Genomic DNA, 24,891 nt, shown 5'->3' on the forward strand with positions numbered 1-24,891 from the left:
ATGCGCAGTTTTGAACCCGACGAGCTCGATCGCATCATCGAGATGGCTTGGGAGGACCGCACCACCTTTGAGGCAATCAACTACCAATTCGGAATTTCTGAACAGGAGGTGATCGAGCTGATGCGCCAGTCGATGAAGGCCTCGTCGTTCAAGATGTGGCGCAAACGGGTGAGCGGGCGGCAAACCAAACACGACGCCACCAGCCACTCCAACCGCTTCCGCGCCAAGTGCCACAAGTGAGCTCAGCAACACTTCATGCCAACCACTGGACGTGCCGCTGATCTGAGGCCATAACCGCCGCTTCCGGGGTTCGTTGTGCTCCCTTGGCCGAGACGGAAGACCCTGCCGAGTCCTCGCATCACTCCCGACCTCAGCTCAACGTTCTCGCCAGGATGCCTTGAACCACTCTGTTTCTCTGCCAGTTCTCAATGTCACTGCTGCTGGTTGCCTCATTGCTTCTGGGTCTGCTTTGGGTGACACAGACCCTGGTGCGGCGTGGAATGGATGACGGTTCCGGGGGATCGGAAGACTGATCCGACCAGTGATCGCGGTCGGCCTACTCCAACCACCTACCGACCGGCGCATTTCTCTGGAGTTGGCGGGGCTGTTGCGCTGTCTGCCAGTGCCCCTCACCTGCGCCTCTGTCTTCGCAGGAGTTGCTCCGGCACTGCTCTTGGGCATGAAAAAACCCCTAGTGCTCGACTCAGGGGTCTGCTCTCCCTACCCATCGGAGTATCCCGATGAACATAGATTGGCGGCTCAGGTCGACGTTGCAATTAGTACGTCTACTTATTGATGGGAAACCGTGAACGACGCTGATGCCTGACTCAACACCCTGCCCCAACAAGCTGCACACCCCTCAGCAGTCCTAGAGGCCCGATCGACTGGTTCACTCGCCCAACGACGAGGAGCTTGCAAAAAATCAGCCGATCTAGTACACCTGTACTTCCAGTGTGGTGGGGTGATGGAGGAGGCCTGGCTGAGGGATCCAAGGGCCGGTTGGCAGGTGCGGTTCCACAAGGATCAGCGGACTTGGGGCCGCGAAACGTGGGTGTTCGTGGATACGGGCAAGGCGATGCCTGACCATCTGCCCCTTCTCAAGGAGCGCTATCACCTGCGCCGAGCCGATGCCCGTGTTCTCTGGGAGGGGCTGATGGCTTGCGGCTGGCTGAAAACCAGGCCGGCATGGGGTGTCTATGCGGAGCCCTGAGGGTGCAGCGCGGCCAATAAAAAAGCCCCGCCGAAGGCAGGGCTAGGGGTCAGGAACAATCCGGGCGTCTGTCCTCGTTTCGACTCCGGATGAAGTTCCTCACTCCTCACACAGGTGAATCTTCTCGCCCAACCGACGGGACGCCAGTCGCACGTGTGCGGAGATGTGACTGCCACCCCACATGGCCTTGTGGTGTCTTAGGACAGATCTGGAACATCACGTTCCTCCTCACACCACCTGAACGCTCCTTCGCGGGAGCGTTTTTTTGTCTTTGAACGCTCAGGGCTGAGCCATGAAAAAAGCCGGTCACCAGGCCGGCTTTGTTCTCCCTGTGCTTGCCAAGGCACACATTGGTCATGGCTCATCTCGGCCGCATCGTGCAACTGGTCGCTCGTTAGCCCCGGAACCCTCCGGTGTTCATTGCTCGAGCACCGATGCAGTCCCGTCGCTTACTGGTTTGCCTCTCAGCTGGGATCTTGGCCTTCCAAGGTTTCACGCTTGCGTTCGATCTGCTCAATTGCACGGCCCTGACCTGGGCTCAGTTGCATCGCTCGGGCCTGCTCGAACAGGCTTCGGAGCTGCCTGCTAGCTGCAATCGCCCAAACGGCCGGATCGATGAAGCCGTCAACCACGGGCTCAGTGTCCTCTCTGGCTTGGCCTTGGGGAGTTCAGTGAAGGGCCAGGGGCTGGGAGCTGCCCCTTCAACTCAGGTTGATCTCAATACGTTGAAGACACCACAGCGCTGATCTTCGATGGCAGCTGACAGCAAAGGGATGTCCAACTGGGTCCTCCCCTTTGAGTCGGTGGGATTGGAGTCCATTCCCGTGGTGGGAGGCAAGAACGCTTCCCTCGGGGAGATGATTCGATCCCTGGGTCCATGCGGGATCTGCGTTCCAGCGGGCTTCGCGACGACTGCCGCCGCCTATCGCCACCATCTGCAGACCGCAACACTCCGGCCCCGGCTGCATCAGCTCCTCAATGGATTGGATGTCGCTGATCTGCCGCAGCTCCAACGGGCTGGCCTGGCCGCTCGAGAGCTGCTGCTGAGCGCACCTCTCCCCCGTGATCTGGAGCAGTCCATTGCCGAGGCCTATCAGCGCCTGGGCTCTCCAGCGGTGGCTGTGCGATCCAGTGCCACCGCTGAAGATCTGCCCGATGCCTCCTTCGCTGGACAGCAGGAGACCTACCTCAACGTGAGGGGAGAGGCCGATCTATTGGAGGCCTGCAGGCAGTGCTATGCCTCCCTGTTCACCGATCGCGCCATCTCCTATCGCCAGCTGAACGGCTTCGATCACTTCAGCGTGGCGCTCTCGATCGGTGTCCAGCGGATGGTGCGCTCTGACCTGGCTTGCTCGGGCGTGATGTTCAGCCTCGATACCGAGAGCGGTTTCCGAGAGGCCGTGTTGCTCACCGCCGCCTACGGCCTTGGTGAGAACGTTGTGCAGGGGGCGGTCAACCCAGACGAATACCTGATTTTTAAGCCCACGCTGCAGCAGGGCTTCGCTCCGATCGTCAGCAAGCGGCGCGGAGCTAAGGCGATCCGCATGGTTTATGGCGAGCGGGGCACACCCTGCAATGAACCTGTTCAGGAGGACGAGCGGCAGCGTTTTGCCCTTGACGATGCCGAGGCGCTGCAGTTGGCCCGCTGGGCCTGTCAGATCGAAGACCACTACAGCCAGAAGCGCGGACAATCCACCCCGATGGATATCGAGTGGGCCAAGGACGGAATCACAGGAGAACTTGTCATCCTCCAGGCCCGGCCAGAGACCGTGCAGTCCCGTCGCACGGCCAACGTGTTGCGCACCTGGAGCCTGCAGCCCCACCAGGCGCCGCTGCTCTGCAGGGGGCGTGCCATCGGGACATCAGTCAGTCAAGGCCCTGCGCGAATCCTGAGGCATCCCAGCGAGATCAACCGCTTTCAGAACGGAGATGTACTGGTCACAGAGCGGACCGACCCTGACTGGGAACCGATTCTGAAGCGGGCCAGTGGAGTGGTGACCAACCAGGGAGGGCGGACCTGCCACGCGGCAATCATTGCCCGGGAGATGGGCATCACTGCGATCGTTGGAGCGACTGATGCCACTGAGGCCATCGACGATGGAGAGATCGTCACCCTGAGTTGTTGCGAAGGCGATGAGGGCCGCGTCTATCGCGGCGCTCTTCCCTTTGATCTGGCCGAGCGCGATGTGGGCGACCTGCCACCAACTCGGACCAAGATCTTGATGAATGTGGGCAATCCCGAGGCCGCCTTCAATCTCGCGGCGATTCCCTGTGATGGGGTTGGCTTGGCCCGTTTGGAATTCATCATCGCCAACCAGATTCGGGTGCATCCGATGGCCTTGCTGCAGACCGATCGGGTCATGGACGGACAAGAGCGGGACGCGATCCTTCAGCTGAGCGCTGGCTATCTCCATCCCTCCGAGTACTACGTCGATCGCCTCGCCCAGGGCATGGGCCGTCTCGCGGCGGCGTTTTATCCCAAGCCAGTCATCCTGCGTTTCTCTGATTTCAAGAGCAATGAATACGCCAAGTTGCTTGGTGGAAGCAGCTTTGAGCCGATCGAGGAAAACCCAATGATTGGCTGGCGGGGAGCTTCCCGCTACGACGCTCCGGGATTCCGAGATGCCTTTGCTTTAGAGTGTCAGGCGCTGCTGCGGGTGCGCGAGCAGATGGGGTTGGTCAATGTGATTCCCATGATTCCCTTCTGCCGCACCCCGGAGGAGGCAGATCGGGTTTTAGCCGTCATGGCTCAAAACGGATTGGTCCGTGGGGAGCGGGGACTCGAGGTCTATGTGATGTGTGAGGTGCCAAGCAATGTGATGGCGGGGGAGGCCTTTGCTGAACGTTTTGATGGCTTCTCGATCGGCTCCAATGACCTCACCCAGCTGACCCTTGGACTTGATCGCGATTCGGCCCTGGTGGCTGATCTGTTTGATGAACGCCATCCAGCGGTGTTGGAGATGCTCCGTCTGGCGATTCGCACGGCAAAGCGTTGCGGCCGCAAGGTCGGCATTTGCGGGCAGGCTCCAAGCGACTATCCCGAGTTCGCGGCTTTTTTAGTGAAGGAGGGGATTGATTCCATCAGCCTCAACCCCGATGTTGTGATCAATACGCGAATGCATGTCGCCGAGTTGGAGCAGAACTGCAGCGAAGCTTGAGCCTGCGATTGGCCTGTGCTTCTTAGCGTGAAGCCATGGGCGGGGTGTGCTTTCCATGCCGCAAAAGGTTGATTCCCTTGAGCGACTTCTGAGGCGCTTTGGCGGGCAATCCCATGGCCTGATCGAATTATTGAATGCGGCCCAGGAACGCGATGGCTATCTCAGTGAGCCCTTGCTGCGTGATCTGGCGCAACGGTTGCAGTTACCCCTGAGTCGCGTTCAGGCCACCGCCAGTTTCTATCACCTGTTTCGCTTCACTCCACCGACTCCCCACCGCTGCCGGGTGTGTACCGGAACGGCTTGTTTTGTGCAGGGGGGCGGCCAACTGCTAGCCGAGTTGCAACGGCAGCCCTTGTCCTCCATGGGTGTCGAGCTCGGGCAGGTGCGCTGCATCGGTACCTGCAGTGGTGCCCCCTTGGTGGTGGTGGATGAGGAGGTCTGGAATCACCAAAGTGGCGAGACCGTGCTGGCCGGATTAAGGAGGCTGAGGACGTGAGGAGCTGCCTGCGGGTTTGCAGCTCAGCCGGTTGCCGCAGTCGTGGTGGTGCGGTGTTGCAGCGAGCCCTTGATCGAGTCGCACGTGGTTTCCCCTCACGCCTCAGGGTCAAGGGCGTGGGTTGCTTTGGTCCGTGTAGTGCGGGACCGCTCTTCAGCCTGGAGCTACCGGATTCCTCCGGAGGGGAACGGCTCTGGTCAGCGCTGAGCTCCGGCCCCGCGGAGATCGCCGAGAGCCTGGAGCGGGCCGCTGAACACCAGGCCCTCGAGGACTGGCAACCAGCCAATGCCCAGGAATTTCTGGCGAGTGACCCCTTCTGGATTGGGCAACGTCGATTGGTCCTGGCCCGTTGCGGCCGACTCGATCCCACCTGCATCGACGATGCCCTGGCCCATGGTGCCTATGCGGTCTTGCATCGCGTCCTTGCGCAAGACGACCCAGAGGCCGTGGTTGCAGAAGTGCGCTCCAGCACCCTGCGTGGACGCGGCGGCGCCGGTTACCCCACGGGTTTGAAGTGGGCCGCCGTCGCTGCGATGCCATCTGGCAAGAAGTGTGTGGTCTGCAATGCCGATGAGGGGGATCCCGGTGCCTTCATGGATCGCACCCTGATGGAGGGGGACCCCCATGCACTCCTCGAGGGCATGGCCATTGCGGCCTTCGCCGTAGGTGCCCAGATCGGCTATATCTACGTGCGGGCGGAATACCCCTTGGCGATCGAACGGCTGCGCGTTGCCATCGATCAGGCCCAGGAACGGGGGTGGCTGGGGTCGTCCATTGCCGGCCAGGCCTTCAGCTTTGCGATCGAGCTGCGGGTTGGGGCTGGTGCCTACGTCTGCGGCGAGGAAACGGCCTTAATGCAGTCGATCGAGGGGCGCCGTGGAGTCCCTCGCCCGCGACCTCCCTACCCAGCCGCCGAGGGTGTTTTTGGCTGGCCCACCCTGATCAACAACGTGGAAACCCTGGCCACGATCCCGCCATTACTTCGGGATGGGGTTGGCTCCTATGGCGTCGGGACCAAGGTCTTCTCCCTGACCGGTCACCTGCATCGCTGTGGCGTGGTGGAGGTGCCGATCGGAACGCCGCTGCGCCTCCTTGTGGAGACCATCGGCGGGGGCGCTCCCCAGGGCCGGCGGATCAAGGCTGTGCAAACCGGAGGGTCCTCCGGCGGTTGCCTTCCCGCCACTGCTCTCGATACACCAGTTGACTACGAGACCCTGAGAAATCTGGGCTCAAGTCTGGGTTCAGGGGCAATGGTGGTGATGGATGAGTCCACCAACATGGTGGAGCTCGCAGCATTTTTCATGGCCTTTAGCCGTGAGGAGTCCTGCGGGAAGTGCATCCCCTGCCGCTCGGGCACGGTGCAACTGGAGATGCTTCTGCGCAAACTGCTGGAGCGGCGCGGGACAACGGCGGATCTTGCCGCCCTGGAAAGCCTCTGCCAGACGGTGGCCAGCGCGAGCCTGTGTGGTTTGGGGCAAACCGCACCGAATCCTGTGCTCAGCACACTGCGTCACTTCCGCAGTGATTACTTGGCCTTGCTGCAGGAGCCATGAGTCGCTGTCAGCTCTGGATTGATCAGCGCCCGATTCAGGCTCCATTGGGGACGACCTTGCTGCAGGCCATTCGGAAAGCGCAGATCCCACTGCCCACGCTGTGTCACTTGGAGGGGCTGTCGCCGGTGGCGGCCTGTCGGCTCTGTTTGGTGGAGGTTGAGGGCGAGCCAAGGCCACTGCCCGCCTGCATCACCAGCGTCTCGGAGGGCCTGCGCGTGCAGACCAACAGTCAACGGTTGCAGGAGATGCGTCTCACCCTGACCGAGTTGCTCTTCACGGAAGGCAACCATGTCTGCGCTGTCTGTGTGGCCAATGGCCATTGCGAGTTGCAGGACCTAGCGGTTCAGGTCGGCATGGACCACAGCCGTCTTCCCTATCGCTATCCGGATCGCTCTGTTGATCTCTCTCATCGGCAATTCGGGCTTGACCACAACCGCTGCATCCTCTGCACCCGCTGCGTGCGGGTGTGCGCTGAGGTGGAGGGCGCGAGCGTCTGGGATGTGGGCTGGCGTGGGGAGCGCTGCCAAATCATTGCCGGCTTAGCTGAGCCTTGGGGTTCCGTTGATGCGTGCACGAATTGCGGCAAGTGTGTTGAGGTTTGCCCCACGGGAGCCCTGTTTCGAAAAGGCGAGGGCTGCGAAGAGAAACAGGACGACCCAGCGCGCCTGACTGCACTCATGCAGGCTCGCCTGCGCCGGGAGCAGCCATGACTCGCTTCTCCGGTGCCAAGCCCCGTCTGGCGACCGTTTGGCTGAGTGGCTGTTCCGGCTGCCACATGTCCTTTTTGGATCTCGATGAATGGCTCATTGAGCTGGCCAACCAGGTGGAGATCGTCTACAGCCCGATTGCCTCTGACCAGAAAATCTTCCCCGAGGCCGTGGACATCACGCTGGTGGAGGGGGCTGTGGCCACGACCGACAACCTGGACTTGCTGAAGATTGTCCGCGCGCGCAGTCGCACCCTGATCAGCTTTGGCGACTGCGCCATCAGCGGCAATGTGACCGCCCTGCGCAATGCCTCTGGCGGCCCTCAGGCGGTGCTTCAACGCGCCTATCTCGAGTTGGCTGAGAACACCGCCCAGCTGCCCCATGCACCCGGCTTGATCCCGGACCTTCTGGAGACGGTGCGCCCCGTCCATGAGCTGGTGCCGGTGGAGGTTTACCTACCGGGATGCCCCCCATCCGCGCAGCGGATTCGTCTCGTTCTTGAGGCGTTGTTGCAGGGGAAGTCGCCGCGCTTGGAGGGCCGCGATCAGATCCGATTGGGGTGACGTGTTTTCGATGCGAACGATCCGTATTGATCCGGTGACCCGCATCGAGGGCCACGCCAAAATTTCAATCCAGCTGGACGACCAGGGAGCCGTCGAGAGCGCCCAGCTGCACGTCGGAGAGTTCCGGGGCTTTGAGGCGTTTTGCCGCGGACGTCCCTTTACGGAAATGGCGGGAATCACCGCCCGTATCTGTGGAATCTGTCCAGTGAGTCATCTACTGGCAGCGGCGCGGACCGGTGACAAGCTCTTGGCGGTCTCGATTCCACCGGCGGCTGAGAAGTTGCGTCGCTTGATGAATCTTGCCCAGATCATTCAGTCGCACGCGCTCTCTTTCTTTCACCTGAGCAGCCCTGACTTGGTCTTGGGTTGGGATAGCGATCCTGCGCAGCGCAACTTGTTCGGCCTGATTGCCGCCAACCCGGATCTGGCTCGCAATGGCATCCGCCTGCGGCAGTTTGGCCAGGGCGTGATCGATCAGCTGGGGGGTAGGAAGATTCACCCGGCCTGGGCCGTGCCAGGTGGGGTTCGCAGTCCCTTGAGCCGCTCCGGCCGAGATCAGATCTGCAGCGGTTTGCCCGAAGCCTTCGTCGTGGTGGATCACGCCTTGGCGTTGTTGAAGCAGTTGCTCGATCAGCAACTGCGCGAGGAACTGGAGGTCTTCGGGGCTTTCCCTTCTCTGTTTCTTGGCCTGGTGGCCCACGGGGATCGCTGGGAGCATTGCGATGGCCCTAGCTGTCTCGGCATTCGCGTGATCGATAGCGAGGGGCGGCGGTTGGCCGATGGCCTGCAGCCTGAGCACTACTCCAGTTGGATTGCCGAGTCCGTCGATGCCTCGAGCTACCTCAAAGCGCCCTACTACCGGCCCTTGGGACCGGAGGCTGGCGCCTATCGCGTCGGTCCACTGGCCCGCCTGAATTTGTGTGAGCGGATTGGCACCGACAGGGCTGATCGGGAGCTGATGGAGTTCCGTCAGCGTGGTGGCCGGGTGGTGACGGCCTCCTTGCTGTATCACCTAGCGCGCTTGGTGGAAATCCTGGCCTGTCTCGAGCAGATGCAGCAGTTGCTCGATGATCCTGAGATCACCGCAACCCATGTGCGTGCCTACGCGGAGCTGAATGGCCGTGAGGCTGTGGGGGTTGGCGAAGCGCCTCGCGGCACCCTGTTGCATCACTACTGCGTCGATGACAACGGTCTGATCGCGCAGGTGAATTTGATCATCGCTACGGGGCAAAACGTGCGGGCGATGAATCGCACCATCACCCAGATCGCTCAGCACTACCTCCATGGATCACGTCTCCAGGAGGCGCTGCTGAATCGGGTGGAGGCTGGCATTCGCTGCTACGACCCCTGCCTTTCCTGCAGCACCCACGCCGCCGGTCAAATGCCTCTGCAGCTGCAGCTTTGGAGTCGTGATGGCCAGCTGCTCCAAGAGCTCATGCGGGGATGAGGAGCTGCACATGAGTCAGGCACTCCCCCTGATCGTCGGCATCGGACAGGTTCTCCGTGGCGATGACAGTGCTGGCCATCGCATCGCCATGGCCCTGCAAGAGGAGGATCCGGCTGGCTTTCGCGCCCTCGCCGTGCACCAGCTCCTGCCCGAGCTCGTGGCTCAGGTGCATCAGGCCAGTCGGGTCTTGTTTATCGATGCCACGGTTGATCCCCGGCGTTGCCTGCAGTGGGCGGCTCTCGCCGTTGAACCTGTTCAGGCGGCACTGCTGAGCCAGCCGTTCAGTCATCAGCTCAATCCCGAGGGGGTGCTGGCCTTGACCCTGGCGCTCTATGGCCATCACCCACCGGCTTGGCAGTTGCTGATCCCCGCTCTCCAATGGCGCCACGGTGATCGGCTCTCTCCCTTAACGGCGACGAGCTGTTCCGCCGCCTTGGCCTTGGCTCGTGCTTGGGGAGTGGGCCATGCATGAATTGGCGCTGATGGAGGAGCTCTATCGCTTGGCCTCTGAAGCCGCTCAGCGGGAGGGGGCCAGTCGCATGGAGCGGGTGCACCTGCGGATTGGAGATCTCTCCGGAGTCGATCCTTCTGCGCTTCAGCAGGCCTTTTCCGTGGTGGTCTCCCAAGGCTCCTGGGGTGAGCCAACGCTTCAGCTCGAGCGCGTCCCCACGCGTTGTTTCTGCAGGTCGTGTCAGTCCCCCTTCGCTCCCAGGGATTTGATCTATGCCTGCCCGCTTTGCGGGCTGTTGTGCGCTGAGGTGCTCCAGGGACGAGAGCTGGAGTTGGTGGCTTTGGAGGTGACCTGAATGTGCGGAACCTGTGGCTGCGAACCCGATCCGGCCCCCCGACGTCTGGTGCTCCAGCAACGACTGCTCAGTCGCAACAGCCTTCAGGCAGAGCTGAATCGCGCGCAGTTTCGTGCCAATCGCGTGCTGGCGGTCAATGTCCTGTCGGCACCGGGTTCGGGCAAGACGGCACTCCTTGAGCAGATGGCACGGTTGTGGCCGATGGGTCCACTGGCCGTGATCGTGGGGGACCTGGCGACCGAGCGCGATGCCCAGCGCCTTCAGGCCGCTGGTGCTCGTGCGCTTCAGATCTGCACGGGTGACCTCTGTCATCTCGATGCCGCCCTGGTCAGTGCGGCCTGGGGTGAGCTCGGGTCGGATGATCTACGGCTGTTGATGATCGAGAACGTGGGGAATCTGGTTTGCCCGGCGGCTTTCGATCTCGGCGAACAGCTCAGGATTGCGATCCTCTCCGTCACCGAAGGGGAGGACAAACCCCTGAAATACCCGGCCCTTTTTAAGGGGGCGGATGCCGTCGTGCTCAACAAGATCGACTTGGCTAAAGCGGCTGATTTCGATCGACAACTGGCCATCGCCAATCTGGCGGCGGTTGCGCCTCAAGCCCGCTTGTTTGAAACCTCCGCTCGCCTGCAGCAGGGGCTCGATGGCTTGATCAGCTGGTTGATCGATGAGCTTGAGCACTGATCAGGCCCTGTCTTTGGAGCTGCAGGGGTTGGTGCAGGGCATTGGTTTTCGCCCCGCCGTTGTCCTCCGCGCCAGACGGTTGGGCTTGAGGGGGTGGGTGGCCAATAGTCCCAAGGGTGTTGTCCTCGAGGCCCAAGGTCCCAGGGCTCTGCTGCAGCAATTTTTGGATCAGTTGCTGGAGCATCCGCCGGATCTTTCCAAGATCACGGCCGTCCAGAAGCGTTGGCAACCCATCGTCGAGCTGGCCGACGAGTTCCAGATTGTTCCGTCCTCCCGCGGCGGATCCGTCTCTGCCTTGCTCAGTCCGGATCTGGCGATTTGCCTGGCCTGCCAGGCGGAGTTGATGGATCCAGCCAGCCGCCGTTTCCGTTACCCCTTCATCAGCTGTACCCACTGCGGCCCCCGTTACAGCGTGGCCCGGGCCTTGCCCTTCGAGCGAGAGCACACCAGTTTTTCGGCCTTCCCCCTCTGCGATGCCTGCTCCAGGGAGTACGCCAACCCCGTCGATCGACGCTTCCACGCCCAGACGATCAGCTGCCCGAACTGCGGCCCGCAATTGTTTTGGAATGGAGCTCGCCTTGGGCTGGATGACGCCCTTGAAGCTGCTGTTGCCCTCCTGCGAGAGGGTCAAGTTGTGGCCCTTCAAGGCATCGGTGGTTTTCAGCTCCTGGCTGATCCCCGTTCCCGGGAGGCGATCGCCTCACTCCGGCTTCGAAAAGGGCGGCCTGAAAAACCGTTCGCCTTGCTCAGTCAGCCGCAGTGGCTCGATGACCTGTGCCATGGGGTGGAATCTGAGCTGGGTCTGTGGCACTCCCATGCCGCCCCGATCGTGTTGATGAGGCGGCGCGAGAACGCCGCCGTTGTTGATGGGGTCATGGGGGCTAGCCCTTGGCTTGGGCTCATGCGTCCTGCGGGAGCCCTGCAGCACTTGTTGCTGGATCACTTTGGCGCTCCCCTGGTCGCCACCAGTGCCAACCGATCCGGAGAACCCATTGCGGCCAACGCCGAGAAAGAGCACGGACTGCTGGCACAGCTGGCCGACGCGGTCTTGAGTCACGAGCTCGCGATCCTGAATCGCATTGACGACAGTGTCATCCGCCTGGCGGCCAATGGACCGTTGGTGCTCCGTTTCGGACGAGGCTTGGCGCCACGGGCGATCACGCGGAGCACTGCAGCCCGCCAAACCCTGGCCCTGGGCGCCGAATCCAAGGGGGCACTGGCGCTCTCCCAAGCGGATCAACTGATCCTCAGTCCTGACCTGGGTGAGACCAGCAGTTGCACCGGTGCTGACCATTTGGAGGCGACCACCAGGCAATGGCTCCAGCTCCATCGGCTAACGCCAATCCAACTGCGCTGTGACCAGCATCTTGGCTATCGCTCGAGCCAATGGGCTCAGCACTGGAGTCATCAAGATGGCTTGCCCTTGCAGACCGTGCAGCACCATCAGGCCCATCTCCTCGCGGTTATGGCTGAACACGGCATCAGGGAGCCAGCGCTTGGGGTGGTGTGGGATGGCAGTGGCCTGGGGGCCGATGGAACGCTCTGGGGCGGTGAGGCTTTGCTGGTGTCTGGGCATGGCTACCGCCGCTTGGGTCATCTGCGGCCCTTTGGCCTGGTCGGGCTCGAGCGTGCCCAGCGGGAACCCCGTCGAGCGGCCCTTGGACTATTGGTTGAGGCCTATGGCGTCGACTGGCGCGAACGGCTCAGCAGACTGCCGCATCTGCCCTGGTTGTCGGCCTTTGAGTCCGATGAAGGCGCCCTGCTCGAGGCGTTGCTCCAGGGCGGCACCCAAAGCGGGGCAGTGGTTGTGCGCTGCTCGAGTGTGGGCAGGTTGTTTGATGCGGTTGCAGCTCTGCTTGGTGGCCCCCAGTGCTGCAGCTATGAAGCGCAAGCTGCCCTTGCCCTGGAGGCGTTGGCGATGAGCGCTCAGGAGCAACAGGTTGATCAGGTCAAAACAGCCTCAGCCCGTCGCTATGGGTTGCGACTCCACCATCAGCAAGCTGAAACGCCCTGGCACTGGGATTGGCGGCCATTACTGGAGGCCATTCTGAGCGATTTGGAAGCAGGACTTCAGCGACCCTGGATTGCCTTGTACTTTCACCAGGCCTTAGCGGATGCGATCGCTGAGTTCGCACGGCTGGAGGGTGCTCCGCAACTTCTGTTGGCGGGTGGTTGTTTCCAAAATCGAGTGCTGTTGGAGTTGACCCTGGAGGCCCTTCAGGCGCGAGGCATTTGCGGGGTGTGGAGTCAGGCCTTGCCCTGCAATGACGCGGCGATCCCGCTGGGGCAACTCATCGCTCTGCCCTAGATCCACTGCAGCAGCGGCTGGAGGAGCCGGACTCTCCCTAGACCCAGATCAATGCGGCTGGGTTGTGCCATGTGCCTCGCCATTGCTGGCGCGTTGGTCAGCACCAACAACCACCCAGACCCCCTTTGGCGCATGGGGGAGGTGTGCTTTTCGGGGGTGATGCGGCAGGTGAGCTTGGCCTGCGTGCCTGAGGCCCAGGTGGGTGATCAGTTGCTGGTGCACGTGGGACTGGCGTTGAAGGTGATGGAGCCAGAGCCATGAGTGCGGCTCAAGCCTGGATGGATGGCAACGAGGCGGTCGCCCATGTGGCCTATCGCCTCAATGAAGTAATCGGCATCTATCCGATTACCCCTGCCTCTGCCATGGGGGAGTTGGCAGATGCCTGGGCCGCTGAAGGTCGGCCAAATCTCTGGGGGCAGGTGCCCGAGGTGGTGGAGATGCAAAGCGAAGGGGGTGTCGCCGGCCTGGTGCATGGGGCCCTGCAGGCCGGGGCCTTGAGCACCACCTTCACCGCATCACAGGGACTGCTCTTGATGCTGCCCAACCTCTACAAAATTGCTGGTGAGCTCAACGCAGCCGTTATCCACGTCGCCTCCAGGGCCTTGGCGACCTCGGCGCTCTCGATCTTTGGAGATCACAGTGATGTGATGGCAACCCGCGGAAGTGGATGCGGTTTGCTCTGCTCGGCCTCTCCGCAGGAGGCGGGGGATTTTGCCGCCATCGCCACGGCCGCCAGCTTGCGGGGCCGGGTGCCCCTGATCCATTGGTTCGATGGCTTTCGGACATCCCACGAGATGCAGCGGGTCGATCGGATCGATGACTCGGTCTTGCAGGTCCTGATGGATGCCTCAGCGATCGCTTCCCACCGGGCTCGCGCCCTGACGCCGGATCACCCCGTCCTGCGTGGCACCAGCATGAATCCGGATGTGTGTTTTCAGGCCCGGGAGGCGGCCAACCCCTACTACGAGCGGATGCCGCTCGTGGTGCAGGACGTGATGGATCAGTGGGCTGATCTCACGGGCCGCCGCTACCGCTTAGTCGACTACGAGGGCGACCCTCAGGCCGAGCGCGTCCTGGTGCTAATGGGAAGTGCTTGCGAGACCGCTGGATCCACCGCCCAGGCTCTGGTTCAGGCCGGTGAGCGGGTTGGAGTGCTGAAGGTGCGTTTGTACCGCCCCTTTGCTCCGCAGGCTTTCTTAGGGGCTTTACCCACCAGCACTCGGCGCATTGCCGTCCTGGATCGCTGCAAGGAACCCGGTAGCCAAGGGGAACCTCTTTATCTCGATGTTCTGGCGGCCATCAGTGAGCACTGGCGCGGTTCGGAGCGGCCTGAGGTTCTGGCCGGTCGTTATGGCTTGGCGTCAAAGGAGTTCACCCCGGCGATGGTCAAGGCGATCTTCGACAACCTGGCGGCCCCTCAGAGCCGGAACCACTTCACGGTGGGCATTGTTGATGACCTCACCCACCACTCTCTGCCTGTTGACGCCGACTACGAGTTGGAAGATCCCGATGGGTTGCGAGCGGTGTTTGTGGGCCTTGGCTCCGACGGCACCGTTGGAGCCAATAAGAACACCCTGAAGATCATCGGGGAAGCCACAGGTCTCTGCGGCCAGGCCTACTTCGTTTACGACTCCAAGAAGGCCGGCTCTGTCACGGTCTCTCACCTGCGCTTCAGTCCAAGGCCGATTCGCTCGAGCAGCTTGATTCGTCGGGCCCAGGTGGTGGCTTGCCATCACTGGGATCTGTTGTCGCAGTTCGATCTGCTCGATTTGGCCTCCGAGGGGGGCACTCTGCTGCTGAACGCCCCCTACCCAGTTGAGCGCTGTTGGGGAGAGCTTCCTCAACGCATTCAGCAACAGATCCAGCGCAAGGGGCTACGGGTGTTTGTGGTAGATGCCACGGCGATCGCTGAACGGCATGGCCTCGGGCCAGCGATCAACACCGCTCTTCAGGCCTGTTTCTTTGCCGTTTCGAAGCTGGTCCCGCTGACGGCTGCGACTGCAGCGATGCGCGACGCGATTCAGGCCAGCTACGGCCGCAAGGGAGAACGGATTGTCACGGCCAACCTCGCGGTGATCGAAGACGCCCTCGCTCAGGTCCAGCAGCTGAGGTACCCCGAGCATGAGGACGGCGCTGAGCCATTGCCCGCCATACCCCTCTCGGCGGCGATGCTCGAGGCCCCGGCAGAGGTGCGGGAACTCCTGCTGCCGCAGATCCAGCGTGCCGGTGATGCGATGCCTGTGAGTGCCCTGCCCTGTGATGGCACGTTCCCAACGGCTACCAGTCAGTGGGAGAAGCGCAATATCGCGGAGCAGGTACCTGTGTGGGAACCGGATCTCTGCGTGCAATGCGGCAAGTGCGTCTTGGTCTGTCCCCATGCGGTCATTCGGGCCAAGGTGGCTGGGGCTGAGGCCTTTGCGGGGGCCCCGTATGGTTTTCTGCAGACTCCAGCCCGCCACCAGCATTGGCAGGGTCAAACCTTCACCATTCAGGTTTCGGCAGAGGACTGCACCGGCTGCAGCATCTGCGTTGAGGTGTGTCCCGCCCGAGACCGCGAGTGGCCTCGCCGCAAAGCCATCAACATGGCGCCCCAGCGACCACTGCGGGAGTCCAGTCGAGCCAACTGGAGCTTCTTCCTCGGCCTGCCGGATGTCGAGCGCAGCACGCTGAACCCGTGCCAGATCAAAGAACAGCAACTGCAGCAGCCGCTGTTTGAGTTTTCTGGGGCCTGCGCCGGCTGCGGTGAAACCCCTTACCTCAAGCTCGCCAGTCAGCTCTTTGGTGATCGCATGGTGGTGGCCAATGCCACCGGTTGCTCGTCGATCTACGGCGGGAACCTCCCCACGACTCCCTGGGCGGTGAACGGCGAAGGGCGAGGGCCGGCCTGGAGCAATTCGCTCTTTGAAGACAACGCCGAATTTGGAATGGGCTTTCGGGTGGCGTTTGATCAACGCCACAGTCGCGCCTGCTCACTCCTGCAGCTCTGCCGAGATCAGCTCCCGGATGCCTTGATTCGGGAACTGCTTCAGGCCGATCAACGTGATGAGGCCGGAATTCACGAGCAGCGCGCCCGTGTGGCAGAGCTCAAGACGCATCTAACGCACCCCTGCGGAGCGGCCAAGGAGCTTTTGGACCTGGCGGATGACCTGGTCAAACGCAGCGTTTGGGTTGTTGGTGGTGATGGCTGGGCCTACGACATCGGCTTCGGCGGCCTCGATCACGTCTTGGCTAGCCAGCGGGATCTGACGGTGCTTGTTCTCGACACCGAGGTGTACTCCAACACCGGGGGGCAGATGTCAAAGGCGACCCCCAAGGGCGCCGTGGCCAAATTTGCCAGTGCGGGCAAGACCACAGCCAAAAAGGATCTGGGCCTGATGGCGATGTCCTACGGCCATGTCTATGTGGCCAGCGTGGCGATGGGGGCCCGCGATGAACACACCCTTCGGGTGTTCCTGGAGGCGGAGGCCTACCCAGGTCCCTCACTGATCCTGGCCTATTCCCATTGCATCGCTCACGGCATTGACATGGCCCGGGGCATGGCTCACCAGAAGCAGGCGGTGGAGTCCGGACGTTGGCTGCTTTACCGCTACGACCCCCGTAGGGACTACCCCCTGCAGCTCGATTCTCCAGAGCCAAGCATGCCGCTCGATCAATCCCTAGAGGCCGAAAATCGCTTCCGCATGCTCCGCTATAGCCATCCCGAGCAGGCGAAACGACTCATCCAGGAGGCGGACTCTGACCGTCGTCGTCGCTGGGAGCTGTATCAAACGCTGGCTCAGAGGAAGGGGCCATGACCAATCCTTTGGCCACGCGCTATCTGGGATTGGAGTTGCCCTCCCCGCTGGTGGTGGGTTCGGCGGCGCCCCTCAGCCTTGATCTCGACCGGCTTGAGCAACTGCAAGAGGAGGGGGCCGGGGCTGTGGTGCTCCGCTCCTTATGTCTTGATCAGGGCGAACGGGATTGGCAGGAGTGGTTGCACCATCAACGGAATGCTCGTCAGAGCCATCCAGAAGCGGAGAGCTACTTGCCCTGCACCGAACCGCTTCATTTGGGCTTGGATGGCTACCTGGAGGAGATTCGCTCCGCGCAGTCCCGGCTGTTGATCCCCGTGATTGCCAGTCTCAATGGTTGCCATGGCGGCCCCTGGGTTGAGGCCAGTCAGGCCGTCCAGCGAGCAGGAGCCCATGCGATCGAGCTGAACCTGTACACCGTTCCAAGCCAGACCCAGCGGAGCAGCGCAGAGCTAGAGGACGAGCAAATCCAGATCGTCCAGCAGGTGACGGCTGCGGTAAGCCTGCCCGTTGCGGTGAAGCTCAGCCCCTGGTACACGGCGTTGGCCTCGATGGCTCAGCAGTTCTCCCAGGTGGGAGCGCAATCCCTGGTGTTGTTCAACCGCTTTTACCAACCAAACGTGAATATCGAGACCCTCGAAACGGTGTCTCAGCTTGATCTCAGCAGCCCCGTGGATCAGCGTCTTGCCCTGCGCTGGATCGGATTGCTGTATCAGCGGGTGCCCCTCGCTTTTGCGGCGAGTGGCGGGGTGGCCACGGGTGACGATGTCGTGCGGATGGTGATGGTTGGCGCGCAGGTCACCCATGTGGTCAGCGCCCTACTGCGCCATGGCCCTGGGCATTTGCAGAGGATGCGCGATCAGTTGCTGCAGTGGCTGGAGCAGCATCGAGTCGAGCGCCTCTCCAGTTTGCGGGGAAGTCTCTCTCTGCTGCGCTGCCCTGATCCAGAGGCGTTTGAACGCGCCCAGTACTGGCGAGCGATCAGCAGTTACAGCCTGCCGCGGGAGCAGTTGATCTGATGCCTACTACCCAGGCCCTGCTGGAGCAGATCCATCAGCGCTGCACCCGTCCCTGGACGCTGATGGAGGTCTGTGGTGGTCAAACCCATGCCCTATTGCGTCATGGCATTGATCGCTTGTTGCCAAGGTCGATCGAGCTCATCCACGGCCCGGGCTGCCCCGTCTGCGTCACCCATACCCAGCTGGTGGATCAGGCCTTGGACTTGGCTACCCGAGCGGATGTGGTGCTCTGCTCCTACGGCGACATGTTGCGGGTGCCCGGCAGTGATGGTCGCGATCTACTCGGTCAACGGGCCCTGGGAGCAGATATACGAGTGATTTATTCGCCACTCGATGTGCTCGAGATCGCTCGATCAGAGCCCGATCAGCAGGTGGTGTTCTTTGCCGTTGGATTCGAAACCACCGCCCCAGCGACCGCTCTCCTGGCTCAACGCACCCTGGCTGCGGGCGTTTCAAATCTGCGCCTACTGCTGGCCCATGTGCGGGTGGCCCCGGTGTTGGACCAATTGCTATCGGATCCGGTGTGTGCCGTGCAAGGGGTTCTCGCCGCCGGCCACGTCTGCACGGTGATGGGGATGCCGGAGTACGCGGAGCTGTCCCTGCGTCATCGGTTGCCGATTGTGGTGACCGGCTTCAGCCCGGAAGCGCTGTTGCGGGGCATCCAGCGCTGTATCGATCAGCTGGAGCGGGGGGCCTACGGAGTGGAGAACGCCTACGCCGATGCGGTGGAACACCGAGGCAATCACGAGGCCCGTCGCCTACTGGAGGAGGTGTTTGAACCGATTGATACGTCATGGCGCGGCCTGGGCTCAATCACGGCGGGGGGATACCGGCTTCGGCCCCCCTTTGATGCCCTCTCCTTGGTGCCCTCCAGCTTGGAGGTGAAGGAGCCTTCGCCGGACCTCTGCCCGAGCGGTTTGGTTTTACGCGGTCTTCTGAATCCCTGTGACTGTCCCCGCTTTGGCTGTGAGTGCACCCCTGAGAAGCCCCTTGGAGCACCGATGGTCTCGTCAGAAGGTGCCTGTGCGGCCTACTACCGCTACGCACGCTGAGCCATGGTTCTGGGGGAGACGATCCAATTGGCCCATGGCGGAGGAGGTTCCCTCAGTCACCAACTGATCGAAGAGTTGTTGGTGCCTGCCTTCGGCCCGGCCGACGGGGTGCTGCACGATGCAGCTGTCTTGACGAGTCCTGGGAGACGGCTGGCCTTCACCACCGATTCCTACGTGGTGCGCCCTCTGTTCTTTCCAGGTGGTGACATCGGTCGTCTGTCGGTTTTGGGCAGCGTGAACGATCTGGCCATGGCCGCTGCTCGCCCCGTTGCCATGAGCTTGGGTTTGATTCTTGAGGAGGGCCTGGCCATGGCCACCCTTGAGAGGGTGGTCGACTCCATCCGCCTGGCGGCACAGGAGTGCGGCGTGCCGCTGCTCACCGGGGACACGAAGGTGGTGGAGCACGGCAAAGCGGATGGGTTGTTCATCAACACCAGCGCCATTGGGGTGCTGGAACACCCCTGCTCCAGTCATCCATCGCTTGTACGTCCAGGGGACGCGGTTCTCGTCAGCGGCGATCTCGGTCGCCATGGATTGGCGATCCTGGTCTCACGTGGTGAGTTGGGATTGCGTTCTGGGTTGGAGAGCGATTTGGCTTCCCTTCAGCCATCGGTGCAGGCCTTGCTGCTGGCGGGGGTGGAGCTGCACTGCTTGAGGGATCTCACCCGTGGCGGCTTGGCCAGTGCCATCGATGAAGTGGCACGCGCTGCTGGCTGTGAAGTGGAATTAGACGAGGAGGCAATCCCCATTCACCCTTCGGTCGCTGCAGCTTGCGACCTCTTGGGTCTTGATTCTCTGGCGATGGCGAATGAGGGCCGGATGCTGCTGATTTGTCCCCCATCGGCGGTTGACCAGGTGCTGAATGTGCTCAGGCAATACAGACCAGAAGCGGCCTGTGTTGGTGAGGTGATGCAGCCTCTCGATCACGCTTCCTCGCTGCGACAACGGCATCCGGTTTCCCTTCGCAACAGCTTGGGCGTTCTACAACCCTTGGAGGTGGGTCGTGGTGAGCATTTACCTCGGATTTGTTAGGGCTCTTGTTTTTGATCGCTCTCGACGGTGGCTAACAGCCTGCGCCCTCATCCGGCTTTAGCGCAGAGCGGATTGAGTACAGCTGCATTCAGCTGCAAATTCGCTATCAATCTGACTCAGATTATCAGTGGATTGGCATGGACTGGGCGAAACCACCATTCCTAGTCGATAGTTTTTGCCAAAAGGGCTATTGGGTGCGATGAGCGAACTGATTACTGTTGAGCTGACGGAACAAGAGGCTCGTCTTTTGCTCAATACCATTCGGGCAAGAGCGATTTATAAACCAGTCAAGCTGCCCCTCGGTGGTGCTGTTTGGTATCCCTGGATGGATGGGTTGCTACAGAAACTCAAAGAAGCTTTGCCGCTCGATGAATTCAAATACTAAGGGCAGTCTTTTCTGACCGCCCTTGAGCCAGTGACAGGGCTTAAACTACACCGTCCTAGTCTGGGCTCCTACTTCGTTTATAACTCAATCAGGACCTTCTTGGGATTCGGTTTGCCGCACAGGAGTGAGCACTTTGCTGCAGGGTCCGAAGGCGAGATTCCTCCATCATGACGCAATACCGTCATTGTTAAGTGGCTGGCGATGCCTCACTCCTGAGCCCAGCTCTTTAGAGCAGCCCATGACCATGGACAGAGGAGTGATCGATGCTTGAACGTCAACTGTTGTGGAAGAACCGTGCACAGGCAGGACAAGAGCTCATCGCTCGCCTGGGGTCCTGGCACGCCGATCCCAAAGGCTTGGTGGTGGGATTGCCCCGTGGTGGGGTTGTTGTTGCGGCTGAGTTGGCTCGTGCCTTGACCTTGCCGATGTGCAGTTGGGCGGTTCGCAAGTTGGCGCACCCCCATGCTCCTGAGGTTGCTGTGGGTGCCATTGCCCCCGGTGGGGTCTTGGTGTGGGATGAGCCTTACTTGCGCCAGTTACACCTGGATCCACAACTGCGGCGAAGCCTCGTTCTCCAGGCTGACTCTGAGTTGCAACGGCGGCAACGTATCTATGGCGATCCGCCCCTGGCTTCATTGCGTGACCGCCACCTGCTCGTCGTGGATGACGGTGTGGCAACAGGGATGACGGTGACGGCTGCTCTGCAGTCCTTACGCCAGGGGCATCCGAGCCGGATCAGCTTGGCTGTGCCTGTGATCGATCGAACGATCGCGGTTCGCCTGCGACCCCTTCTTGATGACTTGATCGCCTTGGCGGAAGTGGATGATCTGGTGGCTGTTGGATCTTGGTATGAGTCCTTTGACGCTGTTGATGACCGTCAGGTGCAAGCGCTTATGTCTGCTTGTAGTGCGGAGTTAGCCAGCAGCGCGGCAAAGGTTCACCCGACGGGAAGATCAGATCGGATTTGAGCAGGTCCCCAGGTTCTTGAAGTTCCTCCCCCGCGTGAAGTCGGCCCAAGATTTGTGGTGCAAAGGGATCGAAGAGTTGCTTGAGCTCCATCACCTCCACCAGTGAGTTGTCATCACGTGTTTTCAGGAACACAGCATCAATTCAATGGTGCTCCACTGGTCTAGGGCTGTTAGCAGATCCTGCAGGATCCTTCTCTGCTGCATCGGCGCAGCAGAGCGCTTTGAGCTGAATGTCTCTTCCTTTTCTCTGGATTTGTTCAGCAGATCAGCTGCATCAAGACATATTGCCTGCAGGAGATCCATAGCTTCGTGATAGGTCTCCACTTGGTTGCGGCGATGAAGCACCAGCACATTGCAACGCTGCAAGCTCTTTATGCCCATCCAGTGCCCCACAATCTGCAACTGCCCTCGGTGGAGGCACTGTTCGTGGACCTTGGTGCCAAAGTCAAGCACCTTCCAGAGCACCGTCTGAGGGTGCACCTGAGCAACGGAAACACGATGGTCTTGCATGCTCCGCTGGACGAGGATGCCATCTCGCGGATCCGTTGGTTTTTACAACTGGCTGGAGTGACTCCAGAGCATCCATTTCCAACCCCTTCACAGGTCAAGGGTGAGCATGCCAATCGGTTGGTGATTCACCTTGATCATCGCGGGGCTCGCCTGTGGTGGCTTCGTGGTGACAACGTGCAGGCCGCAGATTTGCGGCCCCATGGTCTTTGGCGTAGCCACCAGCGGTTAAGTCATCGGCACGACCGCGATGTGGCTGGGCAACGGGCACCGCTGGACTACGAGTATTTGCGGGCTCTGAGTGAGGCAATCGATCAAGCCGATCGGGTTTTGTTGCTGGGCCATGGCCATGGACAGAGTGATCTTCGAGAGCTTTTGAAGCACTACATCGGTGTACACCATCCAGCGCTCTTGGATCGTGTGGAGACGATCTCGGTGGATGACACCGCTTGTACGGATGCTGAGCTACTGGCGATCGCACACAAGCATTTTGGCAACCAACGGCATTGTCATGCTTCTGGCGCGCAGGGACAGGAGAGCTATGAGGCGACGACCTGGTGACGGCACTGGCATGAATCTCTTGATCGAAGTACAGGTGCATAACAGAACGGACGATGCGGCGTTGTGATGAGTCCTGCTCCTACCCGTTCGATTTCATCGAGGCCGTCCTGGAACGCAGACTCTGAATCCATCAGGGGACTCGGAGGCTGTGTGGCAGTGGGGGGCTAGGCCAGCTTGCATCGAGCACCGAAAACCGCGTGAATCCAGCGGTTGACTCCTGCAGGGCCACCAAGGCGGAATGAGGCAGTGGTGGGTTGATTCCAGGGGCCTACCCGAACCCCCACTACCCCAGGCCATTGCTGGAATACATCTTCATCGGTGTCATCGTCTCCGAAATACAGCTTCAGGGGTAGGCGATGGTTTGCGGTTGACCACACCCCTCGTCGACGAGCATCACGCTCGAGGCGTTGGGCTGCTTCCGCTTTGCCATGGGCAAAAGCCGGTCTGATCTCCAAAACCCGTCGTCCCCTTCGTAATTGCAGTAAAGAGGTCCTTTTCAGTTCCCCAAGCAAAGGTGCAAGTCGCTGTTCCATCTCAGCTTGTTTCGCCGGACTCAGTTGGCGCCCGTGCAGGCTCAGGCTTAAGCCCTTGTGCTCCACCCATGCGCCCGCAAGTCCTTTCAGGCGTTCTCTGGCCTCTGCTTCAAACTGATCGAGATGTCCCTGTAAAGCAACCGCGCGAGGGTCTTGCCAAAGATCTCCGCGCAACTTCAGTTCTAGACCATGGTTTCCTGCGAGATTGATGCAACTTTGATCCATAGGCAATCGACGGGAAAGATCCGCGAGCGAGCGCCCACTAATCACTGCAAGATCGACACCGCTCAATCGGCTGAAATCCTCTAGAACCTTGGCCAACCTGGGCTGAATTGTGCAGTGCTCAGGGTTGGCCCGAAGATTGACCAAGGTGCCATCAAAATCGAGGTAGAGCAGGATTGTTGGAGCCTTGATTGCTAAATCAGTTAGCAATTCAATTCCCATCATGCTTGTTCTAGTAAAAACCAGAGTGATTCGTAAGGGGCTAGATTTAAAAAATAGGGCTGATCCGTTATCACAGGGAAGCCATGGACTCCATTGCAGTGCATGGGCCGAAAACTGATATGACTGGAAAGGTCAATCTCCACAGGCTGCACAGCATTTGAGAGGTTGTGTAATAACAAAGCGGTCGTTCCTTGATGGCTACGGGTGAAACTCAGTACGCTGCGGTTGTTTGAACGCAGAAACTGAATGTCTCCACGGCTAAAAAGAGGTTGACTTCGCCTCATCCTGATTTGGTGGCGTAGCCAATGCAAGAGAGAAGCAGGTGAACGTAACTGAGCATCGACATTGACGGCTTGATAGTTGTAAATGGGATCGGTGATGACTGGTTGGTAGAGCATTGAGGGGTCAGCACTCGAGAAGCCAGCATTTCGATCGTCACTCCATTGCATTGGTGTGCGCACACCGTTGCGATCACCCAGAAATATATTGTCCCCCATTCCAATTTCGTCGCCGTAGTAGATCACGGGTGCACCGGGAAGGCTCAATAGCAAGCTGTACATCAATTCAATTCTTCGTCGATCGTGATCTACCAGGGGAGAAAGCCTTCTCCTTATCCCTTCATTGAGCTTCATGCGGGGATCATTTGCGTATTCGCTATAGAGGTAATCGCGATCAGCATCGGTTACCATCTCAAGTGTTAGTTCATCATGGTTGCGCAGAAAAGTAGCCCATTGGCAGTTATCTGGTATTTCGGGGAGCTGGGAGATGCAGTCAACGATCGGTTGACTGTCTTCTTTCCTTAGAGCTAGAAATAGTCGTGGCATCAACGGGAAGTTGAAGGCCATATGAAATTCGTCTCCATTTCCAAAGTATTGAACAAGGTCATCTGGCCATTGATTGGCTTCTGCCAGTAGCATCCTGCCGGGATATTCGCTGTCAATTAGTTGTCTCATTCGGCGGCAAAAAGCGTGAGTTTCTGGCAGGTTTTCGCAATCTGTTCCTTCCCTTTCAAAAAGATAAGGAACAGCATCCACTCGAAAGCCATCAATGCCTAGATCAAGCCAGAATCGCATTGTATTGAGTAGGGCTTCTTGAACTTCCGGATTGTCATAGTTAAGGTCGGGTTGGTGTGAGAAAAACCGATGCCAGTAGTACTGCTTAAGTTGATGATCCCAAGCCCAATTTGAGTCCTCCGTGTCAGGAAAGATAACCCTTGCTTGGGAGTAACCCTGATCATGATCACTCCAGACATAGTATGAGTGGTATTTCGAATCACGTACTAGTCTTGCCTGTTGAAACCAAGAATGCTGATCAGAGGTATGGCTGATGACCAGGTCGGTAATGACATGGAGATCTCGTTCATGGGCTGCCTCTGTTAATTCTTTAAGATCACGAAGGCTTCCAATCGACGGATCTATACTAAAGAAATCTGATACATCATATCCATCATCACGAAGTGGTGATGGAAAAATCGGCATCAGCCATAGGCAACTTACGCCCAGATTCTGGATATAGTCTAGTTTTTCAATTAAACCCTGCAAGTCCCCCTTTCCATCCTTGCCACTGTCTTTAAAGCCACGTACATAGACCTGATAGAAGATTGCATCGATGAACCAGCTTGGTTTGTTATCTGATGCGTGGAACTCAGGCATTTGATTGTCTATGGA

24 protein-coding genes are annotated in these 24,891 nt (G+C 60.1%); 21 read left to right on the top strand and 3 right to left on the bottom strand.

Going from position 1 to position 24,891, the window contains the following annotated elements:
- From ACLM42_RS03020 to ACLM42_RS03115, 20 genes are all read left to right on the top strand, one after another.
- Window positions 1–240, top strand: coding sequence for a TIGR03643 family protein (locus tag ACLM42_RS03020; protein ID WP_247911395.1), 240 nt, complete (start codon window positions 1–3; stop codon window positions 238–240).
- A 724-nt stretch (window positions 241–964) separates the two neighbouring features.
- Window positions 965–1,210 carry a DUF1651 domain-containing protein gene (locus tag ACLM42_RS03025; RefSeq protein WP_247911394.1) on the top strand — a complete coding sequence of 82 codons (246 nt, stop codon included), beginning with the start codon at window positions 965–967 and terminating at the stop codon, window positions 1,208–1,210.
- Between the two features lie 434 nt (window positions 1,211–1,644).
- A complete protein-coding gene (locus tag ACLM42_RS03030) occupies window positions 1,645–1,956 on the top strand; it encodes a hypothetical protein (protein ID WP_415399678.1) in 312 nt (103 codons plus the stop codon).
- Between the two features lie 27 nt (window positions 1,957–1,983).
- Window positions 1,984–4,368: a phosphoenolpyruvate synthase gene (ppsA, locus tag ACLM42_RS03035; protein ID WP_415399679.1), complete on the top strand. Its 2,385-nt coding sequence runs from the start codon at window positions 1,984–1,986 to the stop codon at window positions 4,366–4,368.
- A gap of 55 nt (window positions 4,369–4,423) precedes the next feature.
- On the top strand, window positions 4,424–4,864 hold the full coding sequence (locus tag ACLM42_RS03040) for an NAD(P)H-dependent oxidoreductase subunit E (protein ID WP_247911391.1): 441 nt from the start codon (window positions 4,424–4,426) through the stop codon (window positions 4,862–4,864).
- On the top strand, window positions 4,861–6,417 hold the full coding sequence (locus tag ACLM42_RS03045; protein WP_415399680.1) for a NuoF family protein: 1,557 nt from the start codon (window positions 4,861–4,863) through the stop codon (window positions 6,415–6,417). Before ACLM42_RS03040 ends, ACLM42_RS03045 begins: the two co-directional genes overlap by 4 nt.
- Window positions 6,414–7,127 carry a bidirectional hydrogenase complex protein HoxU gene (gene hoxU / locus ACLM42_RS03050; protein ID WP_415399681.1) on the top strand — a complete coding sequence of 238 codons (714 nt, stop codon included), beginning with the start codon at window positions 6,414–6,416 and terminating at the stop codon, window positions 7,125–7,127. Before ACLM42_RS03045 ends, hoxU begins: the two co-directional genes overlap by 4 nt.
- Entirely contained in the window at window positions 7,124–7,687 is a 564-nt protein-coding gene (locus ACLM42_RS03055; RefSeq protein ID WP_415399682.1) for an oxidoreductase, read from the top strand. Before hoxU ends, ACLM42_RS03055 begins: the two co-directional genes overlap by 4 nt.
- A 10-nt stretch (window positions 7,688–7,697) precedes the next feature.
- A complete protein-coding gene (locus ACLM42_RS03060) occupies window positions 7,698–9,134 on the top strand; it encodes a Ni/Fe hydrogenase subunit alpha (protein WP_415399683.1) in 1,437 nt (478 codons plus the stop codon).
- Between the two features lie 10 nt (window positions 9,135–9,144).
- Entirely contained in the window at window positions 9,145–9,606 is a 462-nt protein-coding gene (locus ACLM42_RS03065) for a hydrogenase maturation protease (protein WP_415399684.1), read from the top strand.
- Complete coding sequence (locus tag ACLM42_RS03070; RefSeq protein ID WP_247911386.1) at window positions 9,599–9,940, top strand: hydrogenase maturation nickel metallochaperone HypA; 342 nt, start codon at window positions 9,599–9,601, stop codon at window positions 9,938–9,940. The genes ACLM42_RS03065 and ACLM42_RS03070 overlap by 8 nt, the downstream gene beginning before the upstream one ends.
- A gap of 48 nt (window positions 9,941–9,988) precedes the next feature.
- A complete protein-coding gene (gene hypB / locus ACLM42_RS03075; RefSeq protein ID WP_415399685.1) occupies window positions 9,989–10,624 on the top strand; it encodes a hydrogenase nickel incorporation protein HypB in 636 nt (211 codons plus the stop codon).
- The gene (gene hypF, locus ACLM42_RS03080) at window positions 10,608–12,932 is read left to right on the top strand and encodes a carbamoyltransferase HypF (protein WP_415399686.1); all 2,325 of its coding nucleotides are present in this window, start codon (window positions 10,608–10,610) and stop codon (window positions 12,930–12,932) included. Before hypB ends, hypF begins: the two co-directional genes overlap by 17 nt.
- Before the next feature lie 69 nt (window positions 12,933–13,001).
- Entirely contained in the window at window positions 13,002–13,193 is a 192-nt protein-coding gene (locus tag ACLM42_RS03085; protein WP_247911383.1) for a HypC/HybG/HupF family hydrogenase formation chaperone, read from the top strand.
- On the top strand, window positions 13,190–16,726 hold the full coding sequence (nifJ, locus tag ACLM42_RS03090) for a pyruvate:ferredoxin (flavodoxin) oxidoreductase (RefSeq protein ID WP_247911382.1): 3,537 nt from the start codon (window positions 13,190–13,192) through the stop codon (window positions 16,724–16,726). The genes ACLM42_RS03085 and nifJ overlap by 4 nt, the downstream gene beginning before the upstream one ends.
- The gene (locus ACLM42_RS03095; protein WP_247911381.1) at window positions 16,723–17,742 is read left to right on the top strand and encodes a dihydroorotate dehydrogenase-like protein; all 1,020 of its coding nucleotides are present in this window, start codon (window positions 16,723–16,725) and stop codon (window positions 17,740–17,742) included. Before nifJ ends, ACLM42_RS03095 begins: the two co-directional genes overlap by 4 nt.
- Window positions 17,742–18,794 (top strand): hydrogenase formation protein HypD, encoded by a 1,053-nt coding sequence (gene hypD / locus ACLM42_RS03100; protein ID WP_247911380.1) that lies wholly within the window; start codon window positions 17,742–17,744, stop codon window positions 18,792–18,794. The genes ACLM42_RS03095 and hypD overlap by 1 nt, the downstream gene beginning before the upstream one ends.
- 3 nt (window positions 18,795–18,797) lie before the next feature.
- Window positions 18,798–19,826 (top strand): hydrogenase expression/formation protein HypE, encoded by a 1,029-nt coding sequence (hypE, locus tag ACLM42_RS03105; protein ID WP_415399687.1) that lies wholly within the window; start codon window positions 18,798–18,800, stop codon window positions 19,824–19,826.
- Between the two features lie 199 nt (window positions 19,827–20,025).
- The gene (locus ACLM42_RS03110) at window positions 20,026–20,211 is read left to right on the top strand and encodes a hypothetical protein (RefSeq protein ID WP_247911378.1); all 186 of its coding nucleotides are present in this window, start codon (window positions 20,026–20,028) and stop codon (window positions 20,209–20,211) included.
- Window positions 20,212–20,474: 263 nt separating this feature from the next.
- Complete coding sequence (locus ACLM42_RS03115) at window positions 20,475–21,179, top strand: phosphoribosyltransferase (protein ID WP_415399688.1); 705 nt, start codon at window positions 20,475–20,477, stop codon at window positions 21,177–21,179.
- Window positions 21,180–21,302: 123 nt separating this feature from the next.
- Here ACLM42_RS03115 and ACLM42_RS03120 read toward each other — a convergent pair whose 3' ends face one another.
- Complete coding sequence (locus ACLM42_RS03120; RefSeq protein WP_415399689.1) at window positions 21,303–21,524, bottom strand: hypothetical protein; 222 nt, start codon at window positions 21,522–21,524, stop codon at window positions 21,303–21,305.
- On the opposite strand from ACLM42_RS03120, the gene ACLM42_RS03125 reads away from it, so the two are divergent.
- The gene (locus ACLM42_RS03125) at window positions 21,516–22,247 is read left to right on the top strand and encodes a hypothetical protein (protein ID WP_247911374.1); all 732 of its coding nucleotides are present in this window, start codon (window positions 21,516–21,518) and stop codon (window positions 22,245–22,247) included. The two genes, ACLM42_RS03120 and ACLM42_RS03125, sit on opposite strands and share 9 nt — an antisense overlap.
- A 164-nt stretch (window positions 22,248–22,411) precedes the next feature.
- Here the strand turns inward: ACLM42_RS03125 and otsB are convergent, their stop codons facing one another.
- The gene (otsB, locus tag ACLM42_RS03130) at window positions 22,412–23,224 is read right to left on the bottom strand and encodes a trehalose-phosphatase (protein WP_415399690.1); all 813 of its coding nucleotides are present in this window, start codon (window positions 23,222–23,224) and stop codon (window positions 22,412–22,414) included.
- Window positions 23,224–24,876 (bottom strand): maltose alpha-D-glucosyltransferase, encoded by a 1,653-nt coding sequence (treS, locus tag ACLM42_RS03135; RefSeq protein WP_415399691.1) that lies wholly within the window; start codon window positions 24,874–24,876, stop codon window positions 23,224–23,226. The genes otsB and treS overlap by 1 nt, the downstream gene beginning before the upstream one ends.
- Window positions 24,877–24,891 lie beyond the last annotated feature (15 nt).

Origin of the sequence: Synechococcus sp. W4D4 (genome assembly GCF_047716805.1) — a bacterium.
Taxonomy (GTDB): Bacteria; Cyanobacteriota; Cyanobacteriia; order PCC-6307; family Cyanobiaceae; genus Vulcanococcus.

Coding starts and splice junctions, on each gene's coding strand:
- ACLM42_RS03020 (WP_247911395.1), top strand. CDS start 1: ATGCGCAGTTTTGAACCCGACGAGCTCGATCGCATCATCGAGATGGCT.
- ACLM42_RS03025 (WP_247911394.1), top strand. CDS start 965: ATGGAGGAGGCCTGGCTGAGGGATCCAAGGGCCGGTTGGCAGGTGCGG.
- ACLM42_RS03030 (WP_415399678.1), top strand. CDS start 1,645: ATGCAGTCCCGTCGCTTACTGGTTTGCCTCTCAGCTGGGATCTTGGCC.
- ppsA (WP_415399679.1), top strand. CDS start 1,984: ATGTCCAACTGGGTCCTCCCCTTTGAGTCGGTGGGATTGGAGTCCATT.
- ACLM42_RS03040 (WP_247911391.1), top strand. CDS start 4,424: ATGCCGCAAAAGGTTGATTCCCTTGAGCGACTTCTGAGGCGCTTTGGC.
- hoxU (WP_415399681.1), top strand. CDS start 6,414: ATGAGTCGCTGTCAGCTCTGGATTGATCAGCGCCCGATTCAGGCTCCA.
- ACLM42_RS03055 (WP_415399682.1), top strand. CDS start 7,124: ATGACTCGCTTCTCCGGTGCCAAGCCCCGTCTGGCGACCGTTTGGCTG.
- ACLM42_RS03060 (WP_415399683.1), top strand. CDS start 7,698: ATGCGAACGATCCGTATTGATCCGGTGACCCGCATCGAGGGCCACGCC.
- ACLM42_RS03065 (WP_415399684.1), top strand. CDS start 9,145: ATGAGTCAGGCACTCCCCCTGATCGTCGGCATCGGACAGGTTCTCCGT.
- ACLM42_RS03070 (WP_247911386.1), top strand. CDS start 9,599: ATGCATGAATTGGCGCTGATGGAGGAGCTCTATCGCTTGGCCTCTGAA.
- hypF (WP_415399686.1), top strand. CDS start 10,608: ATGAGCTTGAGCACTGATCAGGCCCTGTCTTTGGAGCTGCAGGGGTTG.
- ACLM42_RS03085 (WP_247911383.1), top strand. CDS start 13,002: ATGTGCCTCGCCATTGCTGGCGCGTTGGTCAGCACCAACAACCACCCA.
- nifJ (WP_247911382.1), top strand. CDS start 13,190: ATGAGTGCGGCTCAAGCCTGGATGGATGGCAACGAGGCGGTCGCCCAT.
- ACLM42_RS03095 (WP_247911381.1), top strand. CDS start 16,723: ATGACCAATCCTTTGGCCACGCGCTATCTGGGATTGGAGTTGCCCTCC.
- hypD (WP_247911380.1), top strand. CDS start 17,742: ATGCCTACTACCCAGGCCCTGCTGGAGCAGATCCATCAGCGCTGCACC.
- hypE (WP_415399687.1), top strand. CDS start 18,798: ATGGTTCTGGGGGAGACGATCCAATTGGCCCATGGCGGAGGAGGTTCC.
- ACLM42_RS03110 (WP_247911378.1), top strand. CDS start 20,026: ATGAGCGAACTGATTACTGTTGAGCTGACGGAACAAGAGGCTCGTCTT.
- ACLM42_RS03115 (WP_415399688.1), top strand. CDS start 20,475: ATGCTTGAACGTCAACTGTTGTGGAAGAACCGTGCACAGGCAGGACAA.
- ACLM42_RS03125 (WP_247911374.1), top strand. CDS start 21,516: ATGAAGCACCAGCACATTGCAACGCTGCAAGCTCTTTATGCCCATCCA.
- otsB (WP_415399690.1), bottom strand. CDS start 23,224: ATGGGAATTGAATTGCTAACTGATTTAGCAATCAAGGCTCCAACAATC.
- treS (WP_415399691.1), bottom strand. CDS start 24,876: ATGCCTGAGTTCCACGCATCAGATAACAAACCAAGCTGGTTCATCGAT.